This window comes from Pseudomonas sp. KH_040, from assembly GCF_057839305.1.
Genome location: NZ_CM174487.1, coordinates 1,027,806 through 1,051,004, shown reverse-complemented (window position 1 = coordinate 1,051,004; position 23,199 = coordinate 1,027,806). Strand labels below are relative to the sequence as shown.

General features: G+C 58.9%; 27 protein-coding genes. 13 read left to right on the top strand and 14 right to left on the bottom strand.

Features of this window, described 5'->3' with window-relative positions; translation table 11 throughout:
* Positions 1-8: 8 nt before the first annotated feature.
* Both cysD and AC3IUF_RS04530 read right to left on the bottom strand, forming a co-directional pair.
* A complete protein-coding gene (gene cysD / locus AC3IUF_RS04535) occupies positions 9-926 on the bottom strand; it encodes a sulfate adenylyltransferase subunit CysD (protein ID WP_007912374.1) in 918 nt (305 codons plus the stop codon).
* A 244-nt stretch (positions 927-1,170) separates the two neighbouring features.
* The gene (locus AC3IUF_RS04530; protein WP_095112670.1) at positions 1,171-1,929 is read right to left on the bottom strand and encodes a Nif3-like dinuclear metal center hexameric protein; all 759 of its coding nucleotides are present in this window, start codon (positions 1,927-1,929) and stop codon (positions 1,171-1,173) included.
* Between the two features lie 103 nt (positions 1,930-2,032).
* On the opposite strand from AC3IUF_RS04530, the gene algW reads away from it, so the two are divergent.
* The 3 genes from algW to AC3IUF_RS04515 all read left to right on the top strand — a co-directional run bounded on the left by algW (position 2,033) and on the right by AC3IUF_RS04515 (position 6,116).
* Positions 2,033-3,190 carry a Do family serine endopeptidase AlgW gene (gene algW, locus AC3IUF_RS04525; protein ID WP_007912377.1) on the top strand — a complete coding sequence of 386 codons (1,158 nt, stop codon included), beginning with the start codon at positions 2,033-2,035 and terminating at the stop codon, positions 3,188-3,190.
* A gap of 88 nt (positions 3,191-3,278) precedes the next feature.
* The gene (locus AC3IUF_RS04520; RefSeq protein WP_489280491.1) at positions 3,279-5,384 is read left to right on the top strand and encodes a TonB-dependent siderophore receptor; all 2,106 of its coding nucleotides are present in this window, start codon (positions 3,279-3,281) and stop codon (positions 5,382-5,384) included.
* 12 nt (positions 5,385-5,396) lie between these two features.
* On the top strand, positions 5,397-6,116 hold the full coding sequence (locus tag AC3IUF_RS04515) for a DUF4198 domain-containing protein (protein ID WP_489280490.1): 720 nt from the start codon (positions 5,397-5,399) through the stop codon (positions 6,114-6,116).
* Between the two features lie 193 nt (positions 6,117-6,309).
* Here the strand turns inward: AC3IUF_RS04515 and hisC are convergent, their stop codons facing one another.
* The 10 genes from hisC to AC3IUF_RS04465 form a co-directional block, all read right to left on the bottom strand.
* On the bottom strand, positions 6,310-7,362 hold the full coding sequence (gene hisC, locus AC3IUF_RS04510; RefSeq protein WP_007912382.1) for a histidinol-phosphate transaminase: 1,053 nt from the start codon (positions 7,360-7,362) through the stop codon (positions 6,310-6,312).
* A gap of 3 nt (positions 7,363-7,365) precedes the next feature.
* Positions 7,366-8,703, bottom strand: coding sequence for a histidinol dehydrogenase (hisD, locus tag AC3IUF_RS04505; protein WP_007912383.1), 1,338 nt, complete (start codon positions 8,701-8,703; stop codon positions 7,366-7,368).
* Positions 8,704-8,827: 124 nt separating this feature from the next.
* Positions 8,828-9,463, bottom strand: coding sequence for an ATP phosphoribosyltransferase (gene hisG, locus AC3IUF_RS04500; RefSeq protein WP_007912384.1), 636 nt, complete (start codon positions 9,461-9,463; stop codon positions 8,828-8,830).
* Positions 9,464-9,587: 124 nt separating this feature from the next.
* Positions 9,588-10,853 (bottom strand): UDP-N-acetylglucosamine 1-carboxyvinyltransferase, encoded by a 1,266-nt coding sequence (gene murA / locus AC3IUF_RS04495; protein WP_007912385.1) that lies wholly within the window; start codon positions 10,851-10,853, stop codon positions 9,588-9,590.
* Positions 10,854-10,875: 22 nt separating this feature from the next.
* On the bottom strand, positions 10,876-11,115 hold the full coding sequence (locus AC3IUF_RS04490; protein WP_007912386.1) for a BolA family protein: 240 nt from the start codon (positions 11,113-11,115) through the stop codon (positions 10,876-10,878).
* Positions 11,116-11,230: 115 nt separating this feature from the next.
* Positions 11,231-11,536 carry an STAS domain-containing protein gene (locus AC3IUF_RS04485; protein ID WP_042704933.1) on the bottom strand — a complete coding sequence of 102 codons (306 nt, stop codon included), beginning with the start codon at positions 11,534-11,536 and terminating at the stop codon, positions 11,231-11,233.
* Complete coding sequence (locus AC3IUF_RS04480; RefSeq protein WP_038357539.1) at positions 11,533-12,180, bottom strand: MlaC/ttg2D family ABC transporter substrate-binding protein; 648 nt, start codon at positions 12,178-12,180, stop codon at positions 11,533-11,535. Before AC3IUF_RS04480 ends, AC3IUF_RS04485 begins: the two co-directional genes overlap by 4 nt.
* 11 nt (positions 12,181-12,191) lie before the next feature.
* The gene (gene mlaD, locus AC3IUF_RS04475; RefSeq protein ID WP_007912400.1) at positions 12,192-12,659 is read right to left on the bottom strand and encodes an outer membrane lipid asymmetry maintenance protein MlaD; all 468 of its coding nucleotides are present in this window, start codon (positions 12,657-12,659) and stop codon (positions 12,192-12,194) included.
* A complete protein-coding gene (gene mlaE / locus AC3IUF_RS04470; RefSeq protein WP_007912402.1) occupies positions 12,659-13,456 on the bottom strand; it encodes a lipid asymmetry maintenance ABC transporter permease subunit MlaE in 798 nt (265 codons plus the stop codon). Before mlaE ends, mlaD begins: the two co-directional genes overlap by 1 nt.
* Positions 13,456-14,265 (bottom strand): ATP-binding cassette domain-containing protein, encoded by an 810-nt coding sequence (locus tag AC3IUF_RS04465; RefSeq protein WP_007912403.1) that lies wholly within the window; start codon positions 14,263-14,265, stop codon positions 13,456-13,458. Before AC3IUF_RS04465 ends, mlaE begins: the two co-directional genes overlap by 1 nt.
* Positions 14,266-14,540: 275 nt before the next feature.
* Between AC3IUF_RS04465 and AC3IUF_RS04460 the strand changes: the two genes are divergently transcribed.
* The 10 genes from AC3IUF_RS04460 (at position 14,541) to AC3IUF_RS04415 (ending at position 21,568) form a co-directional block, all read left to right on the top strand.
* A complete protein-coding gene (locus tag AC3IUF_RS04460) occupies positions 14,541-15,515 on the top strand; it encodes a KpsF/GutQ family sugar-phosphate isomerase (protein WP_007912405.1) in 975 nt (324 codons plus the stop codon).
* On the top strand, positions 15,515-16,039 hold the full coding sequence (locus tag AC3IUF_RS04455) for a KdsC family phosphatase (protein ID WP_007912407.1): 525 nt from the start codon (positions 15,515-15,517) through the stop codon (positions 16,037-16,039). The genes AC3IUF_RS04460 and AC3IUF_RS04455 overlap by 1 nt, the downstream gene beginning before the upstream one ends.
* Before the next feature lie 8 nt (positions 16,040-16,047).
* A complete protein-coding gene (gene lptC / locus AC3IUF_RS04450; protein ID WP_007912413.1) occupies positions 16,048-16,620 on the top strand; it encodes an LPS export ABC transporter periplasmic protein LptC in 573 nt (190 codons plus the stop codon).
* On the top strand, positions 16,607-17,152 hold the full coding sequence (gene lptA / locus AC3IUF_RS04445; RefSeq protein ID WP_007912414.1) for a lipopolysaccharide transport periplasmic protein LptA: 546 nt from the start codon (positions 16,607-16,609) through the stop codon (positions 17,150-17,152). Before lptC ends, lptA begins: the two co-directional genes overlap by 14 nt.
* Positions 17,152-17,877 (top strand): LPS export ABC transporter ATP-binding protein, encoded by a 726-nt coding sequence (lptB, locus tag AC3IUF_RS04440; RefSeq protein WP_007912415.1) that lies wholly within the window; start codon positions 17,152-17,154, stop codon positions 17,875-17,877. The genes lptA and lptB overlap by 1 nt, the downstream gene beginning before the upstream one ends.
* Before the next feature lie 187 nt (positions 17,878-18,064).
* Entirely contained in the window at positions 18,065-19,558 is a 1,494-nt protein-coding gene (locus AC3IUF_RS04435) for an RNA polymerase factor sigma-54 (RefSeq protein ID WP_042704934.1), read from the top strand.
* Positions 19,559-19,631: 73 nt separating this feature from the next.
* The gene (gene hpf, locus AC3IUF_RS04430) at positions 19,632-19,940 is read left to right on the top strand and encodes a ribosome hibernation-promoting factor, HPF/YfiA family (protein WP_007912419.1); all 309 of its coding nucleotides are present in this window, start codon (positions 19,632-19,634) and stop codon (positions 19,938-19,940) included.
* Positions 19,941-19,952: 12 nt separating this feature from the next.
* Positions 19,953-20,417, top strand: coding sequence for a PTS IIA-like nitrogen regulatory protein PtsN (gene ptsN / locus AC3IUF_RS04425; RefSeq protein ID WP_007912426.1), 465 nt, complete (start codon positions 19,953-19,955; stop codon positions 20,415-20,417).
* Between the two features lie 2 nt (positions 20,418-20,419).
* Positions 20,420-21,277 (top strand): RNase adapter RapZ, encoded by an 858-nt coding sequence (gene rapZ / locus AC3IUF_RS04420; RefSeq protein ID WP_007912427.1) that lies wholly within the window; start codon positions 20,420-20,422, stop codon positions 21,275-21,277.
* A gap of 15 nt (positions 21,278-21,292) precedes the next feature.
* Positions 21,293-21,568, top strand: a complete 276-nt coding sequence (locus AC3IUF_RS04415) for an HPr family phosphocarrier protein (protein ID WP_123375754.1) — start codon at positions 21,293-21,295, stop codon at positions 21,566-21,568.
* 94 nt (positions 21,569-21,662) lie between these two features.
* Here AC3IUF_RS04415 and AC3IUF_RS04410 read toward each other — a convergent pair whose 3' ends face one another.
* Together AC3IUF_RS04410 and AC3IUF_RS04405 are read right to left on the bottom strand one after the other, a co-directional pair.
* Positions 21,663-22,556, bottom strand: coding sequence for a ZIP family metal transporter (locus AC3IUF_RS04410; RefSeq protein WP_007912429.1), 894 nt, complete (start codon positions 22,554-22,556; stop codon positions 21,663-21,665).
* 30 nt (positions 22,557-22,586) lie between these two features.
* The gene (locus AC3IUF_RS04405; protein WP_042704935.1) at positions 22,587-23,198 is read right to left on the bottom strand and encodes a superoxide dismutase; all 612 of its coding nucleotides are present in this window, start codon (positions 23,196-23,198) and stop codon (positions 22,587-22,589) included.
* Position 23,199 lies beyond the last annotated feature (1 nt).

Here is a 23,199-nt window from a genome sequence, read left to right as displayed (position 1 = left end):
ACAGCCCCTTAGAAATAGCCTTGACGTTTTTTATCTTCCATCGAGCCGGCACCATCGTGGTCGATGACTCGGCCCTGGCGCTCGGAAGTTCGCGTCAGGAGCATTTCTTGAATGATGTCCGTGAGGCTTTCGGCCTCGGACTCCACGGCGCCCGTCAACGGGTAGCAGCCAAGGGTGCGGAAACGCACTTTCTTTTTGACGATGCGCGCTTTGTCTTCATCGGACAGGTGCTCGAGGATGCGCTCGTCGTCGATCATGATCAGCGTGCCGTTCTTCTCGATCACTTCGCGTTCGGCGGCGAAGTACAACGGCACAATCGGGATGCCTTCGAGGTAGATGTACTGCCAGATGTCCAGTTCGGTCCAGTTCGACAGCGGGAATACGCGGATCGATTCGCCCTTGTTGACCTTGCCGTTGTAGACGTTCCACAGCTCGGGACGCTGATTTTTCGGGTCCCAGCGGTGCTTGCTGTCGCGGAACGAGTACACGCGCTCTTTGGCACGGGATTTCTCTTCATCGCGACGGGCGCCGCCGAAGGCTGCGTCGAAACCATGCTTGTCGAGTGCCTGTTTCAGGCCTTCGGTTTTCATGATGTCGGTGTGCTTGGCACTGCCGTGGGTGAACGGGTTGATGTTCTGCGCCACGCCATCGGGGTTGATGTGGGTGATCAGGTCCAGGCCCAGTTCTTCGACCATCTTGTCGCGGAACTTGTACATCTCCTGGAATTTCCAGCGGGTGTCGACGTGCATCACCGGAAACGGCAGTTTGCCCGGAAAGAACGCCTTGCGTGCCAGGTGCAGCATCACGGCGGAGTCTTTACCGATGGAGTACAGCATCACCGGGTTATCGAACTCGGCGGCCACCTCGCGGATGATGTGGATGCTTTCCGCCTCCAGCTGTTTCAGATGCGTCAGTTTGTCGACCATGGCTACTCACGAAAACTTTCTTATGAACGGCCAGCGGGCCGTGTTCGAGCGGGGAATCCTAGCACAGCGGCCTCTTCTAATCAGGACGCCAACTAGATCGAAAGGGTATATGAATATGCCCACTCGTTTGGGCGCCGCCCCCTGTAGGCGCTGCCGAAGGCTGCGATCTTTTTGATCTGGTCTGTTAAAAAACAAGATCAAAAGATCGCAGCCTTCGGCAGCTCCTACAGGGGGCGGCGTGAAATCAGATCGGGTTGGGGCAGTCGATGAAGATGTGTTCGACGGCAAAGCGTTTTGCCAGGTAGTCGCCCAGCGCCTGTACGCCATAGCGCTCGGTGGCGTGGTGGCCGGCGGCAATGAAGCTGATGTCGTTCTCGCGGGCACTGTGGAAGGTCTGTTCGGAAGCCTCACCGCTCAGATAGAGATCGACGCCTGCGGCGACGGCTTGATCGATATAGCCCTGACCGCCGCCGGTGCACCAGCCGACCCGGCGGATCATCGGATTACCTTCAATCAGCAACGGTTCGCGGCCCATGACTTCTTGCACCTTGCGGGCGAAATCGCGCGCGGTCATCGGCTCTTTCAAAGACCCGACCAGACCAACGATTTTAAGATTATCCGGATCCAGCGGGCCTTCAACAGTGATGTCCAATTGCCGAGCAAGCTGCACGTTATTGCCGACATCAGGATGCAAATCCAGCGGCAAGTGGTAAGCGAGCAGACTGATGTCGTGCTTGAGCAAGGTCTTCAGTCGACGCTGCTTCATGCCAGTGATGCAAGGGTTCTCGCCCTTCCAGAAGTAACCGTGGTGCACCAGCACCAGATCGGCCCCGGCCTCGACGGCGGCATCCAGCAAGGCCTGACTGGCCGTGACGCCACTGACGATGCGCATCACTTGCGGACGGCCCTCGACCTGCAATCCATTCGGGCAATAATCGGCAATTTTCGCACTGCCGAGGTAACGGTCGGCTTCTTCGACGAGGGTGCTGAGGGCAACGGCCATGAAAGACTCCTAAATATCCCGTTCAGAGGCGCGCGCGGCCTCGTATAATGCGCGACATTATGGGCGGTCTGACCCCGCCTGCAACTCTTCCAGGACGTGCTTAATGCTCAAGGCGCTGCGTTTTATGGGCTGGCCACTGTTGGCCGGCGTGCTTATCGCTCTGTTGATTATTCAGCGTTACCCGCAGTGGGTCGGGCTGCCGAGCCTCGACGTCAACCTGCAACAGGCCCCGCAAACCACCAGCGTGCAGCAGGGGCCGGTGTCCTATGCCGATGCGGTAACTATCGCAGCGCCCTCGGTGGTCAATCTGTACACCACCAAAGTCATCAACAAACCGGCGCATCCGCTGTTTGAAGATCCGCAGTTCCGCCGCTTCTTTGGTGATAACTCGCCAAAGCAGAAACGCATGGAATCGAGCCTCGGCTCCGGCGTGATCATGAGCCCGGAAGGCTACATCCTCACCAACAACCACGTGACCAGCGGCGCCGATCAGATTGTGGTCGCCCTGAAGGACGGCCGTGAAACTCTCGCCCGCGTGATCGGCAGTGATCCGGAAACCGACCTCGCGGTGTTGAAGATCGATCTGAAAACCCTGCCGGCGATCACCGTCGGCCGCTCAGACAACATCCGCATCGGCGACGTCGCACTGGCCATCGGTAACCCGTTTGGCGTCGGCCAGACCGTGACCATGGGCATCATCAGCGCCACCGGGCGTAATCAGTTGGGTCTGAACAACTACGAAGACTTCATCCAGACTGACGCGGCGATCAACCCGGGCAACTCCGGCGGCGCACTGGTCGATGCCAACGGCAACCTCACCGGCATCAACACGGCGATTTTCTCCAAGTCCGGCGGCTCGCAAGGCATTGGCTTTGCGATCCCGGTGAAACTGGCGATGGAAGTGATGAAGTCGATCATTGAGCACGGTCAGGTGATTCGTGGCTGGCTGGGGATTGAAGTGCAACCGCTGACGCAGGAACTGGCCGAGTCGTTCGGTTTGTCCGGGCGCCCGGGGATTGTCGTCGCGGGGATCTTCCGCGATGGCCCGGCGCAGAAGGCAGGCCTGCAGTTGGGTGACGTGATTCTGAGTATCGATGGCGAGCCGGCCGGCGATGGTCGCCGTTCGATGAACCAGGTCGCGCGGATCAAGCCGACCGACAAAGTGACGATTCAGGTGATGCGCAACGGCAAAGAGATCAAGCTCACCGCTGAAATCGGCCTGCGTCCGCCACCGGCACCGGTGAAAGAAAAAGAAGAATAAAACTTTGCTCGCGCGGAATGCGCGGATAAAAGACATTCTCAACAGACATGTTATATTGTTTCAATTCTAAGAATTGGAACAACATAACATGTCGTCTCGAACAAAGGCTTCCCTGCTCGGCCTGAGCCTCGGCTTGCTGGTCGATCCCGCCTTCGCCGAAGAACCCGAACCGATTGAACTCGACGCCATCAGCGTCATTTCCGACTATGAATCGCCGACCGGACCGGTCAAGGGATACCGCGCTACGCGCTCGTCCAGCGCGACCAAGACCGACACGGCGATCCGCGATATCCCGCAGGCGATCAGCGTGGTGCCCGCCAGCGTGCTCAAGGATCTGGGCAGCACCAGTGTCGAGCGCGCACTGGATTTTGCCGGCGGTGTATCGAAGCAGAACAACTTCGGCGGCCTGACGCTATACGAATACAGCGTGCGCGGCTTCACCACTTCGGAGTTCTACAAGGACGGTTTCAGCGCCAATCGCGGTTATCCGAGCACACCCGACGCGGCCAGCATCGAGCGCATCGAAGTGCTCAAAGGCCCCGCCGCCAGTCTGTATGGCCGAGGCGATCCTGGCGGCACGGTAAATATCGTCACCAAGAAACCGCAGCCCGGAGCGTTCACCACCCTGCAAACCAGCGCCGGCAGTTGGGACCGTTATCGCACCGCACTGGACGTCAACACGCCGCTGGATGATCAGGGTGATGTGCTGTCGCGGATCAATCTCGCGGTCGAAGATAACAATAGCTTTCGCGATCACGTCGACAGCAAACGCGTGTTCGTTGCGCCCTCGATCAGTTGGCAATTGAACCCGGACACGTCGCTATTGGTGGAAAGCGAAATCGTCCGTCACAGCTCGACGTTCGATCGCGGCATCGTCGCGCCCAACAACAAATGGAGCGGTGTTTCGCGTTCGACTTTCCTCGGCGAACCCAATGACGGCAACATCGACAATCACAACAATCTTCTTCAAGCCACGCTGGAGCATCATCTCAACGACAGCTGGAAACTGCGCCTGGCCAGCCACTACAAGGAAGGCAAGCTCTGGGGCGACGCCTCGGAACAACGGGCGCTGAACGCCGACGGCCACACGGTCAACCGTCGCTTGCGCGAACGCGATACAAGTTGGCACGACAGCATCACCCAACTGGAATTGCGCGGTCTGTTCGACCTCGGTCCTTGGCAGCATGAACTGCTGATCGGCACCGAGCATGAAAACTTCCGCAAGAACGAACGCGTCACCACCATTGCCGGCGGCCCTTACGCCATCGACATCTATAAGCCGATCTACGGCCAGCCAAAACCCAACGGCGCACGCTCGGGCACTGACTTCTTCGAACAGGTCGAAAGTCATGCGCTGAACCTGCAGGATCAGATCATCTTCACCGACAAATTGCGCGGAATGATCGGCGCACGTTTCGAACATTTCGACCAGCACATCGACGATCACAGCCGTAACGCCAAGAGCAGTCAGCGCCATGACGCCCTCACCCAGCGCGCCGGCCTGCTCTATCAACTGACGCCGAACACCGGCCTGTTCGCCAACGCCTCGACCTCGTTCAAACCGAACAATGGCCTAGATGCCTCCGGCAAATCCTTCGATCCGGAAGAAGGCGTCGGTTACGAAGTCGGGATCAAGAACGAGCTGTTTGACGAGCGCCTGAGCAGCACCCTCGCCTTCTTCCACATCGACAAGGAAAACGTCCTCGCCCTCGACCCGGCCAGCGACACCAGCCGCGCGATGGGCAAGGCGCGCAGTCGCGGTTTCGACCTGCAAGTCACCGGGCAAGTGACTGACGCAGTGCGGGTGATCGGCGCGTTCGCTTACATCGACGCCGAAGTGACCCAGGGTGACGCGGCAATTCCCACCGGCAGCCGCATCCTCGGCGTGGCCAAGCGCAGCGGCAGCCTGCTTGGGGTTTACGAGTTTCAGGATGGCCATTTGCGCGGCTCGGACGTCGGCGCAGCGTTTACCTATGTCGGCGACCGCTCGGGAGAGTCCGGCAGCGACTTCGAACTTCCGGCGTATCACACCGTCGACCTGCTCGCGCATTACAAGGCCAGCGACAAGGTCACTGTCGGCCTCAATCTGAACAACCTTTTCGACGAAAAGTATTACGAGCGCTCCTACAGCAACTACTGGGTCAACCCCGGCGAGCCGCGCAACTTCACCGTCAGCCTGACACTCAATCTGTAAAAGGACGTCACCATGCAATACGACAAAACCCTTGTGCTCATCGCCGCGCTGTTCGCAGGCGAAGTCTCGGCTCATGGCCTATGGACCGAAGAGCGTCGCGGCAATATCGAAGTGGTCTATGGTCACGGCGCTGAGGACAACGCGTTCAAAGCGCAGAAGATCAGCGGCGCCTGGGCTTACGACGTTGCCGGCAAGATGATTCCGGTGAGCGTCGAGCGCCTGGCGGATCATGCTCGCCTGAAACCTTTGAAGTCGCCGGCGGTGATGGCCGTGGCATTGAACAATGGCATGTGGTCGCAAACGGCCGACAAGAAGTGGGTCAACGAAGGCCGCAGCAAAGTGCCGGGCGCCATTGAGGCAACCGAGACGTTCAAGTACAGCCTGGCGATTTATCAGCCGGGGGCGAAGTTGCCGAAACTCGATCAGATCAAACTGCTGATTCTGCCGGAGGTTGATCCGCTGACGGTTGGGCCGGGCAAGTCATTACCGGTGCGGGTGTTGCTCGATGGCAAACCGGCGGCTGGGGTGAAGTTGATTGGCGATTATCGCAGTGCGCCGAACACATTGAGCACCGCGACTGACAAGGATGGTCGGGCGCAGGTGTTGGTGAGGAATGAAGGGTTGAATGTGATTGCGGCGCAGGTTGAGGTGCCGGTGAAGAACAGTGTGGATGTGAATAGTCGTGGGTTGTTCAGTTCGCTGACATTCCTCGGCGAGCCGCATCACGAATAAAAGCACACCCTCACCCCAGCCCTCTCCCAGAGGGAGAGGGAGCCGACCGATGTGCAGGGCGTCATGCATCGACCTGGAAGACCGAGTCGATTATGGATTCGGTAAAGCAGCATCAGGTCGGTGCAGTTCAACAGCATCCCCCATTCAGTCCCCTCTCCCTCCGGGAGAGGGCTAGGGTGAGGGGCTCTTGCTTTTATAGATCGCCAAGCCCATCGATCAGCGCCTGATTCTGCTCCGGCGTGCCAATCGAAATCCGCAGGAACTGCGCAATCCGCTCCTGCTTGAAGTGCCGCACAATCACACCCTGCTCGCGCAATTTAGCCGCCAGCCCCGCCGCATCATGCTGCGGGTGCCGGGCGAAGATGAAGTTGGCCGCCGACGGCAGTACTTCAAAACCCTTGGCCTGCAACTGTGCAATCACCCACTCACGGCTTTCGATCACCAGACGGCAAGTCTTGCCGAAATGCTCGCGATCTTCGAACGCCGCCGCCGCACCGACAATCGCCAGACGATCCAGCGGATAAGAGTTGAAGCTGTTCTTGATCCGCTCTAACGCCTCGATCAAATCCGGATGCCCAACCGCCAGACCAACGCGCAAACCCGCCAGCGAACGCGACTTGGACAACGTCTGCGTCACCAGCAGGTTCGGATAACGGTCCACCAGAGTGATCGCCGTCTCGCCGCCGAAGTCGATATAGGCCTCGTCAACCACCACGACCGAATCCGCGCTGGCCTTGAGGATCTGCTCGACCGCGTCCAGCGCCAGCAGGCATCCGGTTGGCGCATTCGGATTCGGGAAAATGATCCCGCCATTCGGCTTGGCATAGTCTGCCGGGTCGATCTGGAACTGCGCATCCAGCGGCACCGCATCAAACTCGATGCCGTACAAACCGCAATACACCGGATAGAAGCTGTAGCTGATGTCGGGGAACAACAGCGGCTTATCGTGTTGCAGCAAGCCGTGAAAAATGTGCGCGAGCACTTCATCCGAACCGTTGCCGAGGAACACCTGATTGCTCTGCACACCGTAATACTGGGCGACGGCGGTTTTCAGCAGGTCGCTGTTCGGGTCCGGGTACAGACGCAGGTTGTCATTCAGTTCGGTCTGCATCGCTGCCAAGGCTTTTGGCGACGGGCCGTACGGGTTTTCATTGGTGTTGAGCTTGACCAGTTTGGTCAGCTTCGGTTGTTCGCCCGGCACGTAGGGCACCAGATCCTTGACGAACGGGCTCCAGAATTTACTCATCGCTCAGTTCCCCTGCCCTTTTAGAAAGTCTTCGTCTTTGATGCGGTATTCGGCACTGCGTGCGTGGGCGCTCAGCGATTCTCCACGGGCCAATACCGATGCCGTTTTACCCAGCTCGGAAGCGCCGGCCTCGGAGCAGAAAATGATCGACGAACGCTTCTGGAAGTCATACACACCCAGCGGCGAGGAGAAGCGCGCGGTGCCGGAGGTCGGCAGCACGTGGTTCGGGCCAGCGCAGTAGTCGCCCAGCGCTTCGGAGGTGTGACGGCCCATGAAGATCGCGCCAGCATGGCGGATCTGCGGCAGCCAGGCTTGCGGGTCAGCGACCGAAAGCTCCAAGTGTTCCGGGGCAATACGGTTGGCGACTTCGATCGCTTGCGCCATGTCCTTCACGTGAATCAGTGCACCACGGCCATTGATCGAAGTTTCGATGATGGTCGCGCGGTCCATGGTCGGCAGCAGTTTATCGATGCTCGCGGCGACCTTGTCGAGGAACTCGGCGTCCGGGCTGACCAGAATCGCCTGGGCGTCTTCGTCGTGCTCGGCTTGCGAGAACAGGTCCATGGCGATCCAGTCCGGATCGGTCTGACCGTCGCAGACCACGAGAATTTCCGAAGGGCCGGCGATCATGTCGATGCCGACCTGACCGAATACGTGACGCTTGGCCGTGGCGACATAGATGTTGCCCGGGCCAACGACTTTGTCGACTTGCGGCACGCTTTCGGTGCCATAGGCCAGCGCCGCAACGGCTTGCGCGCCGCCGATGGTGAACACCCGGTCGACGCCGGCGATGCACGCAGCCGCCAGCACCAGCTCATTGATTTCACCGCGTGGCGTCGGCACCACCATGACCACTTCGGTCACGCCGGCGACCTTGGCAGGAATCGCGTTCATCAATACCGACGACGGATACGACGCTTTGCCCCCCGGCACGTACAGACCGGCGCGATCCAGCGGCGTGACCTTCTGGCCCAGTACAGTGCCGTCAGCTTCGGTGTAACTCCACGAATCCTGCTTCTGTTTTTCATGGTAGCTGCGCACGCGGGCTGCGGCTTTTTCCAGTGCTTCGCGCTGTGCCACGGTGATGCGCGTGAGCGCCAGTTCCAGGCGCTCACGCGGCAGAATCAGATCGGCCATCGAAGCGACTTCGAGGCCGTCGAACTTCTGGGTGAACTCGACCAGCGCCGCGTCACCGCGTTCGCGCACAGCCTTGATGATGTCCAGCACGCGCTGATTGACCGAGTCGTCAGACACACTTTCCCAGCTCAGCAGATGATCCAGATGATGCGCGAAATCCGGGTCAGCAGCGTTGAGTCGGCGAATTGCAGTCGGTGCGGTCATAGCGAGAGCCTCATAGGAATGGCAAAAACTCAGGCGCCCGAAACTATCATTCGATCCGCTTGGGCACCTGAGAATTCTGGCTATGAGGCGGATAGACGGCGCGACTTGGGGTCGCGCAGGTAAATCAGCCGCGGTGTCGCGATTCCACTGCGTTGCGCAGGGTATCGATCAACGCCTGGATTCGGGCGTGTTGCATTTTCATCGAAGCCTTGTTGACCACCAGGCGCGAGCTGATCGTGGCGATCAGTTCCTGAGGTTCCAGGCCGTTGGCGCGCAGGGTGTTGCCGGTGTCGACCACGTCGATGATCTTGTCAGCGAGACCGATCAGCGGTGCCAGCTCCATCGAGCCGTACAGCTTGATGATGTCGACCTGACGGCCCTGCTCGGCGTAGTAGCGCTTGGCGACGTTGACGAACTTGGTCGCCACGCGCAGACGGCCCTTGGGCTCAGGCGCGCCGATCTTGCCGGCGGTCATCAGCTTGCACTGGGCGATCTGCAGATCCAGTGGCTCGTAGAGGCCCTGGCCGGTGTATTCCATCAACACGTCTTTACCGGCAACGCCGAGGTCAGCCGCGCCATGCTCGACGTAAGTCGGCACATCGGTGGCACGCACGATCAGCAGACGAACGTCGTCTTGCGTCGTGGGGATGATCAGCTTGCGGCTCTTGTCCGGATTCTCGGTCGGCACGATGCCCGCTTCGGCGAGAAGCGGCAGGGTGTCGTCAAGGATGCGGCCCTTGGACAGTGCGATGGTCAACATGGGAAACGTCAGTCCTTATCAAGGTACTCATGTCCGGTCGCAATCGGCGCCGGACACACATCGAGCCGGAAACCGGCTCGACTCTTAAAATCAGTGGACACGTCCCTGTGTCCCAATGCAGCAATCAGCCCGGAACGCGACGGATCTTGGCGCCCAGCATCTGCAGTTTTTCTTCGATGCACTCGTAACCACGGTCGATGTGGTAGATGCGGTCGATCAGCGTGTCACCTTCGGCAACCAGTGCCGATATCACCAGGCTGGCCGAAGCACGCAGGTCGGTGGCCATTACTGGCGCGCCCTTGAGGACTTCAGTACCGGTAACGATGGCAGTGTTGCCTTCGACCTGAATCTTGGCGCCCATGCGGTGCAACTCGTACACGTGCATGAAACGGTTTTCGAAGATCGTCTCGATTACCGCACCGGTGCCTTCGGCAATGGCGTTGAGCGAGATGAACTGCGCCTGCATGTCGGTCGGGAATGCAGGGTACGGCGCGGTGCGCACGTTGACTGCTTTCGGACGCTTGCCGTGCATGTTCAGCTCGATCCAGTCTTCACCGCAGGTGATTTCTGCGCCGGCTTCACGGAGTTTTTCCAGAACGGCTTCGAGGATGGTCGGATCGGTGTCCTTGACCTTGACGCGGCCGCCGGTCACAGCGGCAGCGACAAGGTAGGTACCGGTCTCGATACGGTCAGGCATGACTTTATAGAAAGCCGAACCCAGACGCTCGACGCCATCGATGGTGATGGTGTCGGTACCGGCGCCGGAAACCTTGGCGCCCATGGCGTTGAGGAAGTTCGCCAGGTCAACCACTTCAGGTTCACGTGCGGCGTTCTGCAACACGCTGCGGCCCTTGGCCAGAGCAGCGGCCATCATGATGTTCTCGGTACCGGTCACGCTGACGGTGTCGAAGAAGAAGTGCGCACCGCGCAGGCCACCTTCAGGGGCCTTGGCCTTGATGTAGCCGCCTTCGACGTCGATGACCGCGCCCATGGCTTCGAGGCCACGGATGTGCAGGTCGACCGGACGCGAACCGATGGCGCAACCGCCAGGCAGTGCCACTTCGGCTTCACCGAAACGGGCAACCATCGGGCCCAGTACCAGGATCGACGCACGCATGGTTTTCACCAGTTCGTACGGCGCGATCAGGGTCTTGATGGTGCGCGGGTCGATTTCGACGCTGAGCTTCTCGTCGATCACCGGCTCAATGCCCATGCGACCGAACAGCTCGATCATGGTGGTGATGTCGTGCAGGTGCGGCAGGTTGCCAACGGTCACCGGGCCATCGCACAGCAGGGTGGCAGCCAGGATCGGCAGGGCAGAGTTTTTTGCGCCGGAAATGCGGATCTCGCCATCAAGACGAGCGCCACCGGTAATAATCAATTTATCCATAAGAATCTCGACGCCCTTAGGCTCAGGTGCGCTCGGCCCAGGCCGCGCTGCTGAAAAATTTCATAGTGACCGCATGGATGCTGCCATCGGTGATCCATGGGTTCAAATGGGCATAGATCTGCTGCTGACGCTTCACCGGGCTCAACGCCGCCAGTTCATCGCTAATCACGTTCAGCTGGAAATTGCAGCCTTCGCCCTCAACTTCTACCAACGTTCCGGGCAGCTTTCCTTCAAGGAAGCTCTTCACTTCTACGGCCTGCATGCTCAACCTCAATCGGCGCCCTGTGCGCACGGGTCGGACATCATACAAAAAAGCCCCGCGCCTGCGAACCCCGCATGGCAGGACTCTGACGGGGGGCTTCTTTATAGATGTGGGTTCAGGGGTGCGCCAACAGTTCGGTCAGTTCACTGACCTGAGCAATTTCGCGCATGTCTTCGGGCATCGCACGGATGCTGACAGCCTTGCCGGCCGCATTCGCATCGCGCATGAAGCACAGCAGCAACGACAAACCGACGCTGCTGGACTTCTTCACCGCCGAGCAATCGATCACCAGCGAAGCAGCCTTGCTGGACTTGATCAGCGCCTGGCCTTCCTTGCGCAGGTCGGCACCGGTGCGATAGTCCAGCACGCCACTGAGCAGAAGCTCGTCGACATCACTCATACGAACTGCGGCCTCATTCATTGCGCGGGGTTCTTTTCGGTGGCTTCCTTGGCCTTGGCCACTTCCCCGGCCCAACCATTGATGGTCTTGTCCAGATCGTTGCCATTGCGCTGCATCGCGTCGGCGAACTGATCACGGAACAGCTTGCCGATGTTGATGCCGTTGATGATCACGTTGCGCAGTTTCCACTCGCCGTTGATCTTCTCGAGCGTGTACTGCACAGGATAGATCGCGCCGCTGCTGCCCTTGACGGTCATGTTGACGCTGGTGCGATCGCCCGATTCGTCCTTGGCAGGATCAACGGTGATGCCCTGATTGTTGTACTCAAGCAAGGCGTTACCGTAGAACTGAAACAGGCCTTTTTTGAAGTTTTCCTGGAAGGTCTGCATCTGCGCCGGCGTGGCCTTGCGCGAATACTTGACCGTCATGATGCTTTTGGAAATGCCTTCGGCATCCACTACCGGCCCGACGATGGTGTTGAGCGCCGCGTAGAAATCAGTCGGATCCTGCTTGTATTTCTCTTTGTTGGCAGCCAGGTCGGCCAGCAACCGGGTGGTCGTGTCCTGAACCAGATCATGTGCCGAAGTCGCAGCAGCCACGGCGTTACCCATCAACGGCAAGGCCGCCAACAGCACCAACAGGCTGCGTCGCAAGATAGAGATCATTCAAAAGCTCCTCATTTGGCGTCTTTGCTAACGGTATTGAGCAGGAATTTACCGATCAGGTCTTCCAGTACCAGTGACGACTGGGTGTCGTGGATGGTTCCGCCATCCTTCAGCGGTTTGTCTTCACCGCCTACGCTGATACCGATGTACTTCTCGCCCAGCAGACCAGCGGTCAGGATAGACGCTGTGGAGTCGGTCGGCAGGTTGTCGACCTTTTTATCCACTTGCAGGGTGACCCGACCGGTGAAGCTGTCGCGATCCAGATCGATTGCCGTGACCTTGCCGATGGTCACACCGGCCATGGTCACTTTGGCTCTGACCGTCAAACCGGCGATATTGTCAAAGTAGGCATACAGTTTATAGGTGTCGGTGGTCGACGTCGGAGACAGACCACTGACCCGCAAAGCAAGCAGCAACAAAGCCAGGATCCCTGCCAGCAGGAACAGGCCGACACCGATTTCCAGGGTGCGGTTTTGCATCAGAAATCTCCAAACATCAAAGCGGTCAGAATAAAGTCCAGGCCGAGCACTGCCAGCGAGGCAAACACCACGGTCTTGGTGGTGGCACGGCTGATCCCCTCGGAAGTGGGCTCACAGTCGTAGCCTTGGAATACGGCGATCCAGGTCACTACAAAGGCGAAAACAATACTTTTGATCACGCCATTGAGCACGTCACTGGTGAAATTCACGCTGTTCTGCATGTTTGCCCAATAAGAGCCTTCATACACACCCAGCCAGTCGACAGCCACCCACGAACCGCCCCAGATGCCCACCACGCTGAATATCATCGCCAGCACTGGCAGGGAAATGAAGCCGGCCCACAGGCGCGGGGCAATGATGTACTTGAGCGGATCGACGCCGATCATTTCCAGGCTGGAAAGCTGTTCGGTGGACTTCATGTTGCCGATCTCTGCCGTCAACGCCGAACCGGCACGACCGGCGAACAACAGCGCTGTCACCACCGGGCCGAGCTCACGCAACAGGGTCAGCGCAACCATCTGCCCCACGGCCTGTTCCGAACCGTAGCTCGACAGAATGCTGAAGCCCTGCAGCGCCAGCACCATGCCGATGAAGATCCCGGAAACGACGATGATCACCAGCGACATCACGCCGACTGAATGCAGTTGCTTGACCAGAAGGCTGAAGCCACCGCTGATCCCGCCACGCCCCAGCAAGGCATGAAACAGAAACAGCGTCGCACGACCGAACACCGCGACGGCGTCGATCGCCGCCTCGCCGAACCGGCGCACGCGTTCTATTAATGAAATTCTGCGCATCAGCGCTTCCCCAGAAGATCTGCGCGGTAATCCGTCGCTGGAAAATGGTACGGCACCGGGCCATCGGGATCGCCGGTCATGAACTGGCGGATCCGCGGCTCGTCCGAGTTCATCAACTCGTCCGGCGTACCCTGACCCAGCACCTGACCATCACCGACGACATAGATATAGTCAGCGATGCTCGCGGTTTCAGCCAGATCGTGGGACACCACGATACTGGTGATCCCCAGAGCATCATTGAGCAGACGGATCAGACGGACCAACACGCCCATGGCGATCGGATCCTGCCCGACGAACGGTTCGTCGTACATGAGGATCTGCGGATCGAGCGCAATCGCCCGCGCCAGTGCGACACGGCGCTTCATGCCACCGGACAGCTCATCCGGCATCAATTCGATGGCACCGCGCAGACCGACCGCCTGCAATTTGAGCAGGACGATGTCGCGGATCATTTCTTCCGGCAAATCGGTATGAACACGCAGTGGGAAAGCGACGTTCTCGAACACATCGAGATCGGTGAACAGCGCGCCGCTTTGAAACAGCACACCCATGTGCTTTCGCGCATCGAACAGATCGCTGCGCGAAAGCGCAGGCAGGTTCTGGCCGTTGACCCAGACTTCGCCGCTGGCAGGGCGCAATTGTGCACCCATCAATCGCAGCAGCGTGGTCTTGCCACACCCGGAAGGTCCCATGATGCCGGTGACCTTGCCGCGCGGGATGCGAATATCGACGTTATTGAAAATGCTGCGCGCACCGCGCTTGAAGGAGACTCCCTTCAGCTCGACCGCGTAGGCGTTATCGGCACTCATCTAAACTCCTTGCGATGCAGCCTCTCACTCGGACGCCTGTCTTTACTTAAAAAGCACGTACATCCCGGGCAGGCCGAACTGGCGGCGAACTATATCACTGCAAAGGCTAAGCGCCCAAGGCTTGTACCAGCCTGTGTTCGGCGATATGACAGGTGCGCAGGCTCTTTTGCCGGCTTTTGGTAACGAGGAATGACAAAGCACGACGAACTTGCGTGAGCCTTTGCAACATAACCGCTATAATCGCCGCCTTTTCATCGGGCTATACGATTTCTGACATGAGCCAATCCAGCGACCTGATTCAATCGGCACAACGCACCATCCAACTCGAAGTGGAAGCCGTACAAGGCTTGCTGCCCCATATCGACGCCGATTTCGTACGTGCTTGCGAGATGATTCTGGCCAGTAAAGGCCGTGTGGTCGTGGTTGGCATGGGCAAATCCGGGCACATCGGCAACAAGATTGCCGCGACCCTGGCCAGCACCGGCACCCCTGCATTTTTCGTGCACCCGGCCGAGGCCAGCCATGGCGACATGGGCATGATCACCCGCGACGACGTGATCCTGGCCCTGTCGAACTCCGGCTCGACCAATGAAATCGTGACTTTGCTGCCGTTGATCAAACGTCTGGGCATCCAGTTGATCAGCGTCACCGGCAACCCGCAATCGCCGCTGGCCAAGGCGGCCGAAGTCAATCTCAACGTTCACGTCGAACACGAAGCCTGCCCGCTGAACCTGGCACCGACCTCGTCGACGACCGCAGCACTGGTCATGGGCGATGCGCTGGCCGTGGCACTGCTGGAAGCACGCGGCTTCACCGCCGAAGATTTCGCTTTCTCGCACCCGGGTGGCGCCCTCGGCCGTCGCCTGCTGCTGAAAGTGGAAAACGTCATGCACGCCGGACAAGAGTTGCCGCAAGTCCAACGCGGCACGCTGCTCAAAGACGCATTGATGGAAATGACCCGTAAAGGTCTGGGCATGACCGTTATCCTTGAAACGGACGGTAAACTCGCCGGGATCTTCACCGACGGCGACTTGCGCCGCACGCTGGATCGCAGCATCGACATCCGCAGCGCCACCATCGACCAGGTAATGACGGCCCACGGCAAGACTGCCCGCCCGGAAATGCTGGCCGCCGAAGCCCTGAAAATCATGGAAGATCACCGAATCAACGCATTGGTAGTCGTAGACGAGGAAGATCGCCCGGTCGGCGCCTTCAACCTCTCCGATCTGCTGCGCGCAGGAGTCATGTAATGAGCAACGATCTGCTGCAACGCGGCAAAGCGATCAAACTGGCGGTTTTCGACGTCGACGGCGTTCTCACCGACGGTCGCCTGTACTTCCTTGAAGACGGCAGCGAGTTCAAGACCTTCAACACCCTCGACGGTCAAGGCATCAAAATGCTGATGAACGCCGGCGTGCAGACCGCTATCATCAGCGGCCGCAAGACACCCGTCGTTGAACGTCGAGCGAAAAACCTGGGGATTCCCCACCTGTTTCAGGGCCGCGAAGACAAATTGGTTGTTCTCGACGGTCTGCTTGAGCAACTGGGCCTAAGCTATGAAGAAGTCGCTTACCTCGGTGACGATCTGCCCGATCTGCCGGTGATTCGCCGTGTTGGTCTGGGCATGGCCGTAGCCAACGCCGCCGATTTCGTCCGCGAACACGCCCATGGCGTAACCCGCGCCCGTGGTGGCGAAGGGGCCGCCCGCGAATTCTGCGAATTGATCCTGCGCGCCCAGGGCCGCCTCGATGCGGCCAACGCCGCGTACCTGTGAGCCAAACCATGTTTAGCAAAAAATTTCGCAACTTCCTGCTGTTCGGCTGTATCGCGGCGATATTTGCCGCGGTGGGCTACTGGAACATCAGTCCGGAACGCTTCCTCGACAAGCCACCGGTGACGTCGGTCGAAACGCCTATCGACTGGTATGCAACCAACACGCACACCCTGCAATACCTGCCGGACGGCAAAGTGCAGTATGAAATGACCTCCGACAAGGCCGAGCACGTCAAGGCTACCGATGTCACCCTGGTCACAAAGCCGGACCTGAACATGTATCGCGGCACCGACTTCCCTTGGCACGTAACCAGCGAACGCGGCGAAGTGAACTCGGGCGGTACCGAAGTTGAACTGATCGATTCGGTACGCGTACAGCGCACCGATGAGAAAAAACGCGGCACTCTGATCACCAGCACCCGCATGACCGTGTTCCCGCAGCAAGAATATGCGCAGACCGAGCAACCCGTTAGAATCGAGGGTGCTGGCGGTGTATCGACTGGCGTCGGAATGAAAGCGTACCTGAAGGAAAGCAGGATACACCTGCAATCGAACGTAAGAGGACAGTATGAGGCTCGTTAAAACCCTCCCTATTTTGCTCAGTCTGGGCGCAGCACTGGGAAGCGTGAGCGCCTGGGCTCTGCCGAACGATCAGCAGCAACCTATCCGCATTCAGGCCGACGACGCCCAACTGGATGACAAGAACGGCATCGCCACCTACAAAGGTGATGTGATCATCACCCAAGGCTCGATGATCGTTAAAGGCAACACGGTGACCATCACCCGTACGCCGGCTGGCGATATCGATGTCGTGACGTCGGTGGGCAACCTCGCCTACTTCGAACAGTTGCAGACTCAAGGTGATGCCAAGCCTGTACAGGGCTGGGGCGTAACGATCCAGTACCACGCCGCGCAAAACCGCGTTGTACTGATCGACAAGGCCAAGGTTGTCGATAAGGACAACAACACGACGCAAGGCGAGAAAATCGTCTATGACACCGTGAAGAAACTGGCCAGCGCCGGTCGCGCTACCGGCAGCAAGGTCACCGAGGCGCGTCCGCGCATCGACATGGTGATCCAGCCGAAGAAGAAAACCGACGAGAAAACCCAGTAATGGCAACTCTGAAAGCTCAGCACCTGGCCAAGGCCTATAAAAGCCGCCAGGTCGTGCGTGATGTCAGCCTGTCGATCGACAGCGGCCAGATCGTCGGCCTGCTCGGCCCGAACGGCGCCGGCAAGACGACCTGCTTCTACATGATCGTCGGCCTGGTACAGGCCGATCAGGGTCGCGTGCTGATCGATGATCTGGACGTCAGCCACCAGCCGATGCACGGTCGTGCCAAGGCCGGTATCGGCTATCTGCCGCAAGAAGCGTCGATCTTCCGCAAACTGTCGGTGGCCGACAACATCATGGCCATCCTCGAGACCCGCCAGGAGCTCGACAAGGCCGGCCGTCGCAAAGAGCTGGAAAACCTGCTGCAGGAATTCCACATCAGTCACATCCGCGACAACCTCGGCATGAGCCTGTCCGGTGGTGAACGCCGCCGTGTGGAAATCGCTCGCGCGCTGGCAACGGCACCGAAATTCATCCTGCTCGACGAACCGTTCGCCGGTGTCGACCCGATTTCGGTCGGCGACATCAAGCAGATCATCCACCACCTCAAGGCCAAGGGCATTGGTGTACTGATCACCGACCACAACGTCCGTGAGACGCTGGACATCTGCGAAACCGCTTACATCGTCAACGACGGTCAGTTGATTGCCGAGGGCGATGCAGAAACCATCCTGGCCAACGATCTGGTCAAGGAAGTGTATCTGGGCCACGAGTTCCGCCTGTAAGCGCAACAGTGCCCGGTGCGCCGCCCGGGCGCTGTATCGATTCAAGCAGGATTTAATACGCTTTAATTGTTACAGCGCTCTAGGCAAACACTTCAGTTTCAGGCATATAATTTGCTTAAGTTTGGCGCTTCGGCGCCCTGTAGTGGATGGCGCATAGCGCCGGCGAATAAGGTGTTAAGCCCCTGCCATGAAACCATCGCTAGTCTTGAGAATGGGCCAGCAGCTGACGATGACACCGCAGCTGCAACAGGCCATCCGTCTGCTCCAATTGTCGACCCTGGATCTGCAACAGGAAATCCAGGAGGCTCTGGAATCCAATCCGATGCTCGAACGCCAGGAAGAAGGCGACGACTTCGACAATTCCGACCCCATGGCCGACAACGCCGAACAGAAGCCCGCCACCGAAATCCAGGAACCGTCCTATCAGGAAACTGCCCCGACGGTGGACAACCTCGAGGAGGGCGAATGGAACGAGCGCATCCCCAACGAGCTTCCGGTCGACACCGCTTGGGAAGACGTCTACCAGACCAGTGCCAGCAGCCTGCCGAGCAGCGACGATGACGAGTGGGACTTCACCACACGCACCTCCGTCGGCGAGAGCCTGCAAAGCCATCTGCTGTGGCAACTGAACCTTGCACCGATGTCCGACACCGATCGCCTGATCGCCGTCACCCTGATCGATTGCATCAACAATCAGGGCTACCTGGATGAAACCCTCGAAGAGATCCTCGAGGCGTTCGATCCGGAACTGGACATCGAACTGGACGAAATCGAAGCCGTCCTGCACCGCATTCAACAATTTGAACCAGCCGGCATCGGCGCCCGCAACCTCGGCGAATGCCTGCTGCTGCAATTGCGCCAGCTGCCAGCCAAGACGCCTTGGCTGGCTGAAGCCAAGCGTCTGGTCAGCGATTACATCGACCTGCTCGGCGGCCGCGACTACAGCCAGTTGATGCGTCGCATGAAGCTCAAGGAAGACGAACTGCGTCAGGTCATCGAACTGGTGCAGAGCCTGAATCCGCGCCCAGGCTCGCAAATCGAGTCGACTGAAGCCGAATATGTTGTCCCTGACGTTATCGTGCGCAAGGACAACGAACGCTGGCTGGTCGAGCTCAATCAGGAGTCGGTGCCACGCCTGCGCGTCAATGCCCAGTACGCCGGTTTCGTGCGTCGCGCCGACACCAGCGCCGACAACACCTTCATGCGCAATCAGTTGCAGGAAGCCCGCTGGTTCATCAAGAGCCTGCAGAGCCGCAACGAAACCCTGATGAAAGTTGCCACCCAGATCGTCGAGCATCAGCGCGGTTTTCTGGAGTACGGCGACGAAGCCATGAAGCCGCTGGTCCTGCATGACATCGCCGAAGCGGTCGGCATGCACGAATCAACGATTTCACGGGTGACCACACAGAAATTCATGCATACCCCGCGCGGTATTTATGAGTTGAAATACTTTTTCTCCAGCCACGTCAGCACCTCCGAAGGCGGCGAATGCTCGTCCACAGCGATCCGCGCGATCATCAAAAAACTGGTTGCAGCGGAAAATCAGAAAAAGCCGTTGAGTGACAGCAAGATCGCTGGTTTACTGGAGGCACAAGGCATTCAGGTGGCTCGCCGCACCGTCGCCAAGTACCGCGAATCCCTCGGGATCGCGCCTTCGAGCGAACGCAAGCGGTTGATGTAAGCCACGTTACAGCGTTCCAGTGGCAGGCTTTTCGGCCTGCCGCTTTATGCACTGGCAACGAAGGAGAAGCTGTATGCAAGTCAACATCAGTGGACACCAACTGGAAGTGACCCAACCTCTGCGTTCCTACATCGAGGAAAAACTCCAACGACTGGAGCGACATTTCGACAAGATCACCAACGTGCAAGTCACGATGTGCGTCGAAAAGCTGAAGCAGAAAATTGAAGCCACCTTGCATATACCCGGCAGCGAAGTGGTCGCTAACGCAGAAGATACTGATATGTATGCTGCGATCGACTCACTGACCGACAAGCTGGATCGCCAACTCAAAAAGCATAAGGAAAAGACCCAGAGCCTCCTTCAGGGCGCTACCGGTCGTTAACATCCCTAATCCATGATCCGACTTGAAACCATCCTGACCCCCGGCCGTTCCCTCGTGAACGTGCCGGGCGGCAGTAAAAAGAAAGCCCTCGAACAAATTGCCAACCTGATCGCCCGCGAAGTGCCGGATCTGGAGATGCAAGATGTCTTCGAGGCGTTGATTGCCCGTGAAAAACTCGGCTCCACCGGTTTTGGTAACGGCATCGCCATTCCTCACTGCCGTCTCAAGGGTTGCCAGTCGCCTATCAGCGCCTTGATGCACCTTGATACGCCAATCGATTTCGACGCCATTGATGGCGCTCCGGTTGACCTGCTGTTCGTACTGCTGGTCCCGGAAGCCGCCACCGATGCGCACCTGGAGTTGCTGCGTCAGATCGCCAGCATGCTCGACCGCAAGGACGTGCGCGATAAACTGCGCAGCGCCGCGAGCAACGAAGCCTTGTATCAGGTTGTCCTGGACGAGCAGAACGGGCATTAATCATGCGCTTGATCATCGTCAGCGGCCGTTCCGGCTCGGGTAAAAGTACGGCTCTGGATGTCCTTGAGGACAATGGCTATTACTGCATCGACAACCTTCCTGCAGGCTTGCTGCCGGAACTGGCCGAACGCGCGCTGATTCACACTGAGCTGGCGCAACCGCTGGTGGCCGTGTCCATCGATGCGCGCAACCTGCCGAGCCACCTGACGCGCTTTCCGGAGCTGCTTGAAGATGTCCGGGGAAAGCACATCCAGTGCGACGTTCTGTATCTGGACGCCGACGAAGAAACCCTGCTCAAGCGTTTCTCCGAGACTCGCCGTCGCCATCCACTGAGCAACGCCAACCGCTCGCTGGCCGAGGCGATCCAGGATGAAACCGCCCTGCTCGGCCCGATTGCCGACCTCGCGGACCTGAAGATCAACACCACCAATCTGAACCTGTATCAGTTGCGCGACAGCATCAAGCTGCGCCTGCTGAACCAGCCGGAGCCGGGGACCGCATTTCTGGTCGAGTCCTTCGGCTTCAAGCGCGGCATGCCGGTCGACGCGGATCTGGTATTCGATGTGCGCTGCCTGCCCAATCCGTACTGGAAGCCGGAACTGCGCGCGCAATCAGGTCTCGATGCGCCGGTGGCTGAGTACCTTGCGGCGCAGCCAGAGGTCGAAGAAATGTTCCAGGACATTTTCACTTACCTGCACAAGTGGCTGCCGCGCTTCGCTGCGAGCAACCGCGCCTACGTCACCATTGCCATTGGCTGCACCGGCGGGCATCACCGCTCCGTCTACCTGACCGAACGCCTGGGTCAGGCCCTGCAGAAAACCCTGAAGAACGTCCAGGTTCGCCACCGCGACCTCACTTAAAGGATTCACACCGCGATGCCTGCTCTGGAAATCGAAATCATCAACAAGCTGGGCCTGCATGCCCGCGCATCGGCCAAGTTTGTTGGAGTGGCCGGGCGGTATCCGGATTGCACGATCAGAGTGGGTCGTACACCAGAGACCACGATTGATGGCAAAAGCATCATGGCGATGATGATGCTGGCGGCTGGCAAGGGCACCAAAATCTATCTGAGTACTGAAGGGCATCAGGAACAGGAAGCCCTGGATGCGCTGGTGGCGTTGATCTACAACTACTTCGACGAAGGCGGCTGACAGCCAAAGTCAAAAGATCGCAGCCTGCGGCAGCTCCTACACTGGAATGCGTTCCCTGCAGGAACTGCCGCAGCCTGCGATCTTTTGCTCTGCTTCAACCCAACGCCGTATCCATCACCATCATCAGACAAAACCCGATCAGCAAACCAAGACTGGCCAGCTTGTCATGACCATTGCGTCGCGACTCGGGAATCACTTCGTGAGTCACTACCAGCAACATCGCCCCTGCCGCGAGCGCCAGACCTAACGGCAACAACACCTGCGCCAGACTGACCAGCCAGGCACACAACAGTGCAAACACCGGTTCAACCAGACCAGACGCCGCGCCGATCAGAAACGCCTTGATCCGCGACATCCCCGCCCCGGCCAGCACCAAGGCAATCACCAGACCTTCCGGTACATCCTGCAAAGCGATGCCCATGGCCAGACTGTCCGCATCCGGCATGCCGCCGCCGGCGGAAACGCCGACGGCCATACCTTCCGGTATGTTATGGGCAATGATGGCGAATACGAACAGCCAGATACGCGGCGCAATTACCGGATGCTCAGGTGTGCCGACCAACATTTCCGGCGAAGCTCCGGATAACTGACGATCAACCAAATACAGACCGAATGCACCGAGCATGATGCCGAAGCAAATCAGGCCGCTGGATGACCAAGGTGTCAGACCCAGATTTTCGGCGGCGGCAATGCCCGGCACGATCAGCGAAAACGCCGTCGCCGCCAGCATCACCCCCGCGCCAAATCCCAGCAAGGTGTCACTGAGTGCCTGCGGCATGCGCCGAATCACCAGCACCGGAACAGCGCCAAGCGCCGTGCCGAGGGCGCAGATCGCGCCGCCCTGAAGCGCCCGTGACAGTCTCGGTTCCAGATTCAGCCATTCCAGTCCGTGGGCAACCAGCAAGGTCATGCCCGCCAACAGCAATAGCGAGCCCACTGCGTAGCGAAACATACGCCCACTTCCGATCGCCAGTGTTTCAGTGCCCATAGTCAGCCTTGGATTGTTTTTATAAAAGACTTAAACCAGTGCGGCGTGATAGCGCGCAGCAACTTCAGGCCAATTGATCACGTTGTAGAACGCGCTGATGTATTCCGGACGACGGTTCTGATAACGCAGGTAATAGGCGTGCTCCCACACGTCGAGACCGAGAATCGGCGTGTTGCCGTTCATCAGCGGACTGTCCTGATTGCCGCTGCTCTCCACGATCAGCTTTTTCTCGGGCGTCACACTGAGCCAGGCCCAGCCGCTGCCGAATCGGGTCAGTGCGGCTTTGGTGAAGGCTTCCTTGAAGCTGTCGAGACCACCCAGTTGCTCATCAATCGCCTTGGCCAGCGCGCCATCCGGTTTACCGCCGCCGCTCGGCACCATCACTTCCCAGAACAGCGAGTGGTTGGCGTGACCGCCGCCCTGATTGATCACGGCCGCACGGAGTTTTTCCGGCAGATCCTTAACGCTGGCGACCAGTTTTTCTACCGGCCACTCCGCATATTCAGTGCCTTCTACGGCGGCGTTGAGGTTGTTGATGTAGGTCTGGTGATGTTTGGTGTAGTGAATCTCCATGGTCTGCGCATCGATATGCGGCTCGAGGGCGTCGTAGGCGTAAGGCAAGGCAGGCAAGGTAAAAGCCATT

What these genes read in the sequence shown, in the direction of transcription:
- mlaE (WP_007912402.1), bottom strand. Translation starts at nt 13,456, where the DNA reads ATGCGCAGAATTTCATTAATAGAACGCGTGCGCCGGTTCGGCGAGGCG.
- hisG (WP_007912384.1), bottom strand. Translation starts at nt 9,463, where the DNA reads ATGTTGACCATCGCACTGTCCAAGGGCCGCATCCTTGACGACACCCTG.
- hisC (WP_007912382.1), bottom strand. Translation starts at nt 7,362, where the DNA reads ATGAGTAAATTCTGGAGCCCGTTCGTCAAGGATCTGGTGCCCTACGTG.
- hpf (WP_007912419.1), top strand. Translation starts at nt 19,632, where the DNA reads ATGCAAGTCAACATCAGTGGACACCAACTGGAAGTGACCCAACCTCTG.
- cysD (WP_007912374.1), bottom strand. Translation starts at nt 926, where the DNA reads ATGGTCGACAAACTGACGCATCTGAAACAGCTGGAGGCGGAAAGCATC.
- AC3IUF_RS04435 (WP_042704934.1), top strand. Translation starts at nt 18,065, where the DNA reads ATGAAACCATCGCTAGTCTTGAGAATGGGCCAGCAGCTGACGATGACA.
- AC3IUF_RS04490 (WP_007912386.1), bottom strand. Translation starts at nt 11,115, where the DNA reads ATGCAGGCCGTAGAAGTGAAGAGCTTCCTTGAAGGAAAGCTGCCCGGA.
- murA (WP_007912385.1), bottom strand. Translation starts at nt 10,853, where the DNA reads ATGGATAAATTGATTATTACCGGTGGCGCTCGTCTTGATGGCGAGATC.
- lptB (WP_007912415.1), top strand. Translation starts at nt 17,152, where the DNA reads ATGGCAACTCTGAAAGCTCAGCACCTGGCCAAGGCCTATAAAAGCCGC.
- AC3IUF_RS04460 (WP_007912405.1), top strand. Translation starts at nt 14,541, where the DNA reads ATGAGCCAATCCAGCGACCTGATTCAATCGGCACAACGCACCATCCAA.
- AC3IUF_RS04410 (WP_007912429.1), bottom strand. Translation starts at nt 22,556, where the DNA reads ATGGGCACTGAAACACTGGCGATCGGAAGTGGGCGTATGTTTCGCTAC.
- AC3IUF_RS04515 (WP_489280490.1), top strand. Translation starts at nt 5,397, where the DNA reads ATGCAATACGACAAAACCCTTGTGCTCATCGCCGCGCTGTTCGCAGGC.
- AC3IUF_RS04405 (WP_042704935.1), bottom strand. Translation starts at nt 23,198, where the DNA reads ATGGCTTTTACCTTGCCTGCCTTGCCTTACGCCTACGACGCCCTCGAG.
- AC3IUF_RS04530 (WP_095112670.1), bottom strand. Translation starts at nt 1,929, where the DNA reads ATGGCCGTTGCCCTCAGCACCCTCGTCGAAGAAGCCGACCGTTACCTC.
- AC3IUF_RS04455 (WP_007912407.1), top strand. Translation starts at nt 15,515, where the DNA reads ATGAGCAACGATCTGCTGCAACGCGGCAAAGCGATCAAACTGGCGGTT.
- lptA (WP_007912414.1), top strand. Translation starts at nt 16,607, where the DNA reads ATGAGGCTCGTTAAAACCCTCCCTATTTTGCTCAGTCTGGGCGCAGCA.
- AC3IUF_RS04485 (WP_042704933.1), bottom strand. Translation starts at nt 11,536, where the DNA reads ATGAATGAGGCCGCAGTTCGTATGAGTGATGTCGACGAGCTTCTGCTC.
- AC3IUF_RS04415 (WP_123375754.1), top strand. Translation starts at nt 21,293, where the DNA reads ATGCCTGCTCTGGAAATCGAAATCATCAACAAGCTGGGCCTGCATGCC.
- AC3IUF_RS04465 (WP_007912403.1), bottom strand. Translation starts at nt 14,265, where the DNA reads ATGAGTGCCGATAACGCCTACGCGGTCGAGCTGAAGGGAGTCTCCTTC.
- rapZ (WP_007912427.1), top strand. Translation starts at nt 20,420, where the DNA reads ATGCGCTTGATCATCGTCAGCGGCCGTTCCGGCTCGGGTAAAAGTACG.
- lptC (WP_007912413.1), top strand. Translation starts at nt 16,048, where the DNA reads ATGTTTAGCAAAAAATTTCGCAACTTCCTGCTGTTCGGCTGTATCGCG.
- hisD (WP_007912383.1), bottom strand. Translation starts at nt 8,703, where the DNA reads ATGACCGCACCGACTGCAATTCGCCGACTCAACGCTGCTGACCCGGAT.
- mlaD (WP_007912400.1), bottom strand. Translation starts at nt 12,659, where the DNA reads ATGCAAAACCGCACCCTGGAAATCGGTGTCGGCCTGTTCCTGCTGGCA.
- AC3IUF_RS04520 (WP_489280491.1), top strand. Translation starts at nt 3,279, where the DNA reads ATGTCGTCTCGAACAAAGGCTTCCCTGCTCGGCCTGAGCCTCGGCTTG.
- ptsN (WP_007912426.1), top strand. Translation starts at nt 19,953, where the DNA reads ATGATCCGACTTGAAACCATCCTGACCCCCGGCCGTTCCCTCGTGAAC.
- AC3IUF_RS04480 (WP_038357539.1), bottom strand. Translation starts at nt 12,180, where the DNA reads ATGATCTCTATCTTGCGACGCAGCCTGTTGGTGCTGTTGGCGGCCTTG.
- algW (WP_007912377.1), top strand. Translation starts at nt 2,033, where the DNA reads ATGCTCAAGGCGCTGCGTTTTATGGGCTGGCCACTGTTGGCCGGCGTG.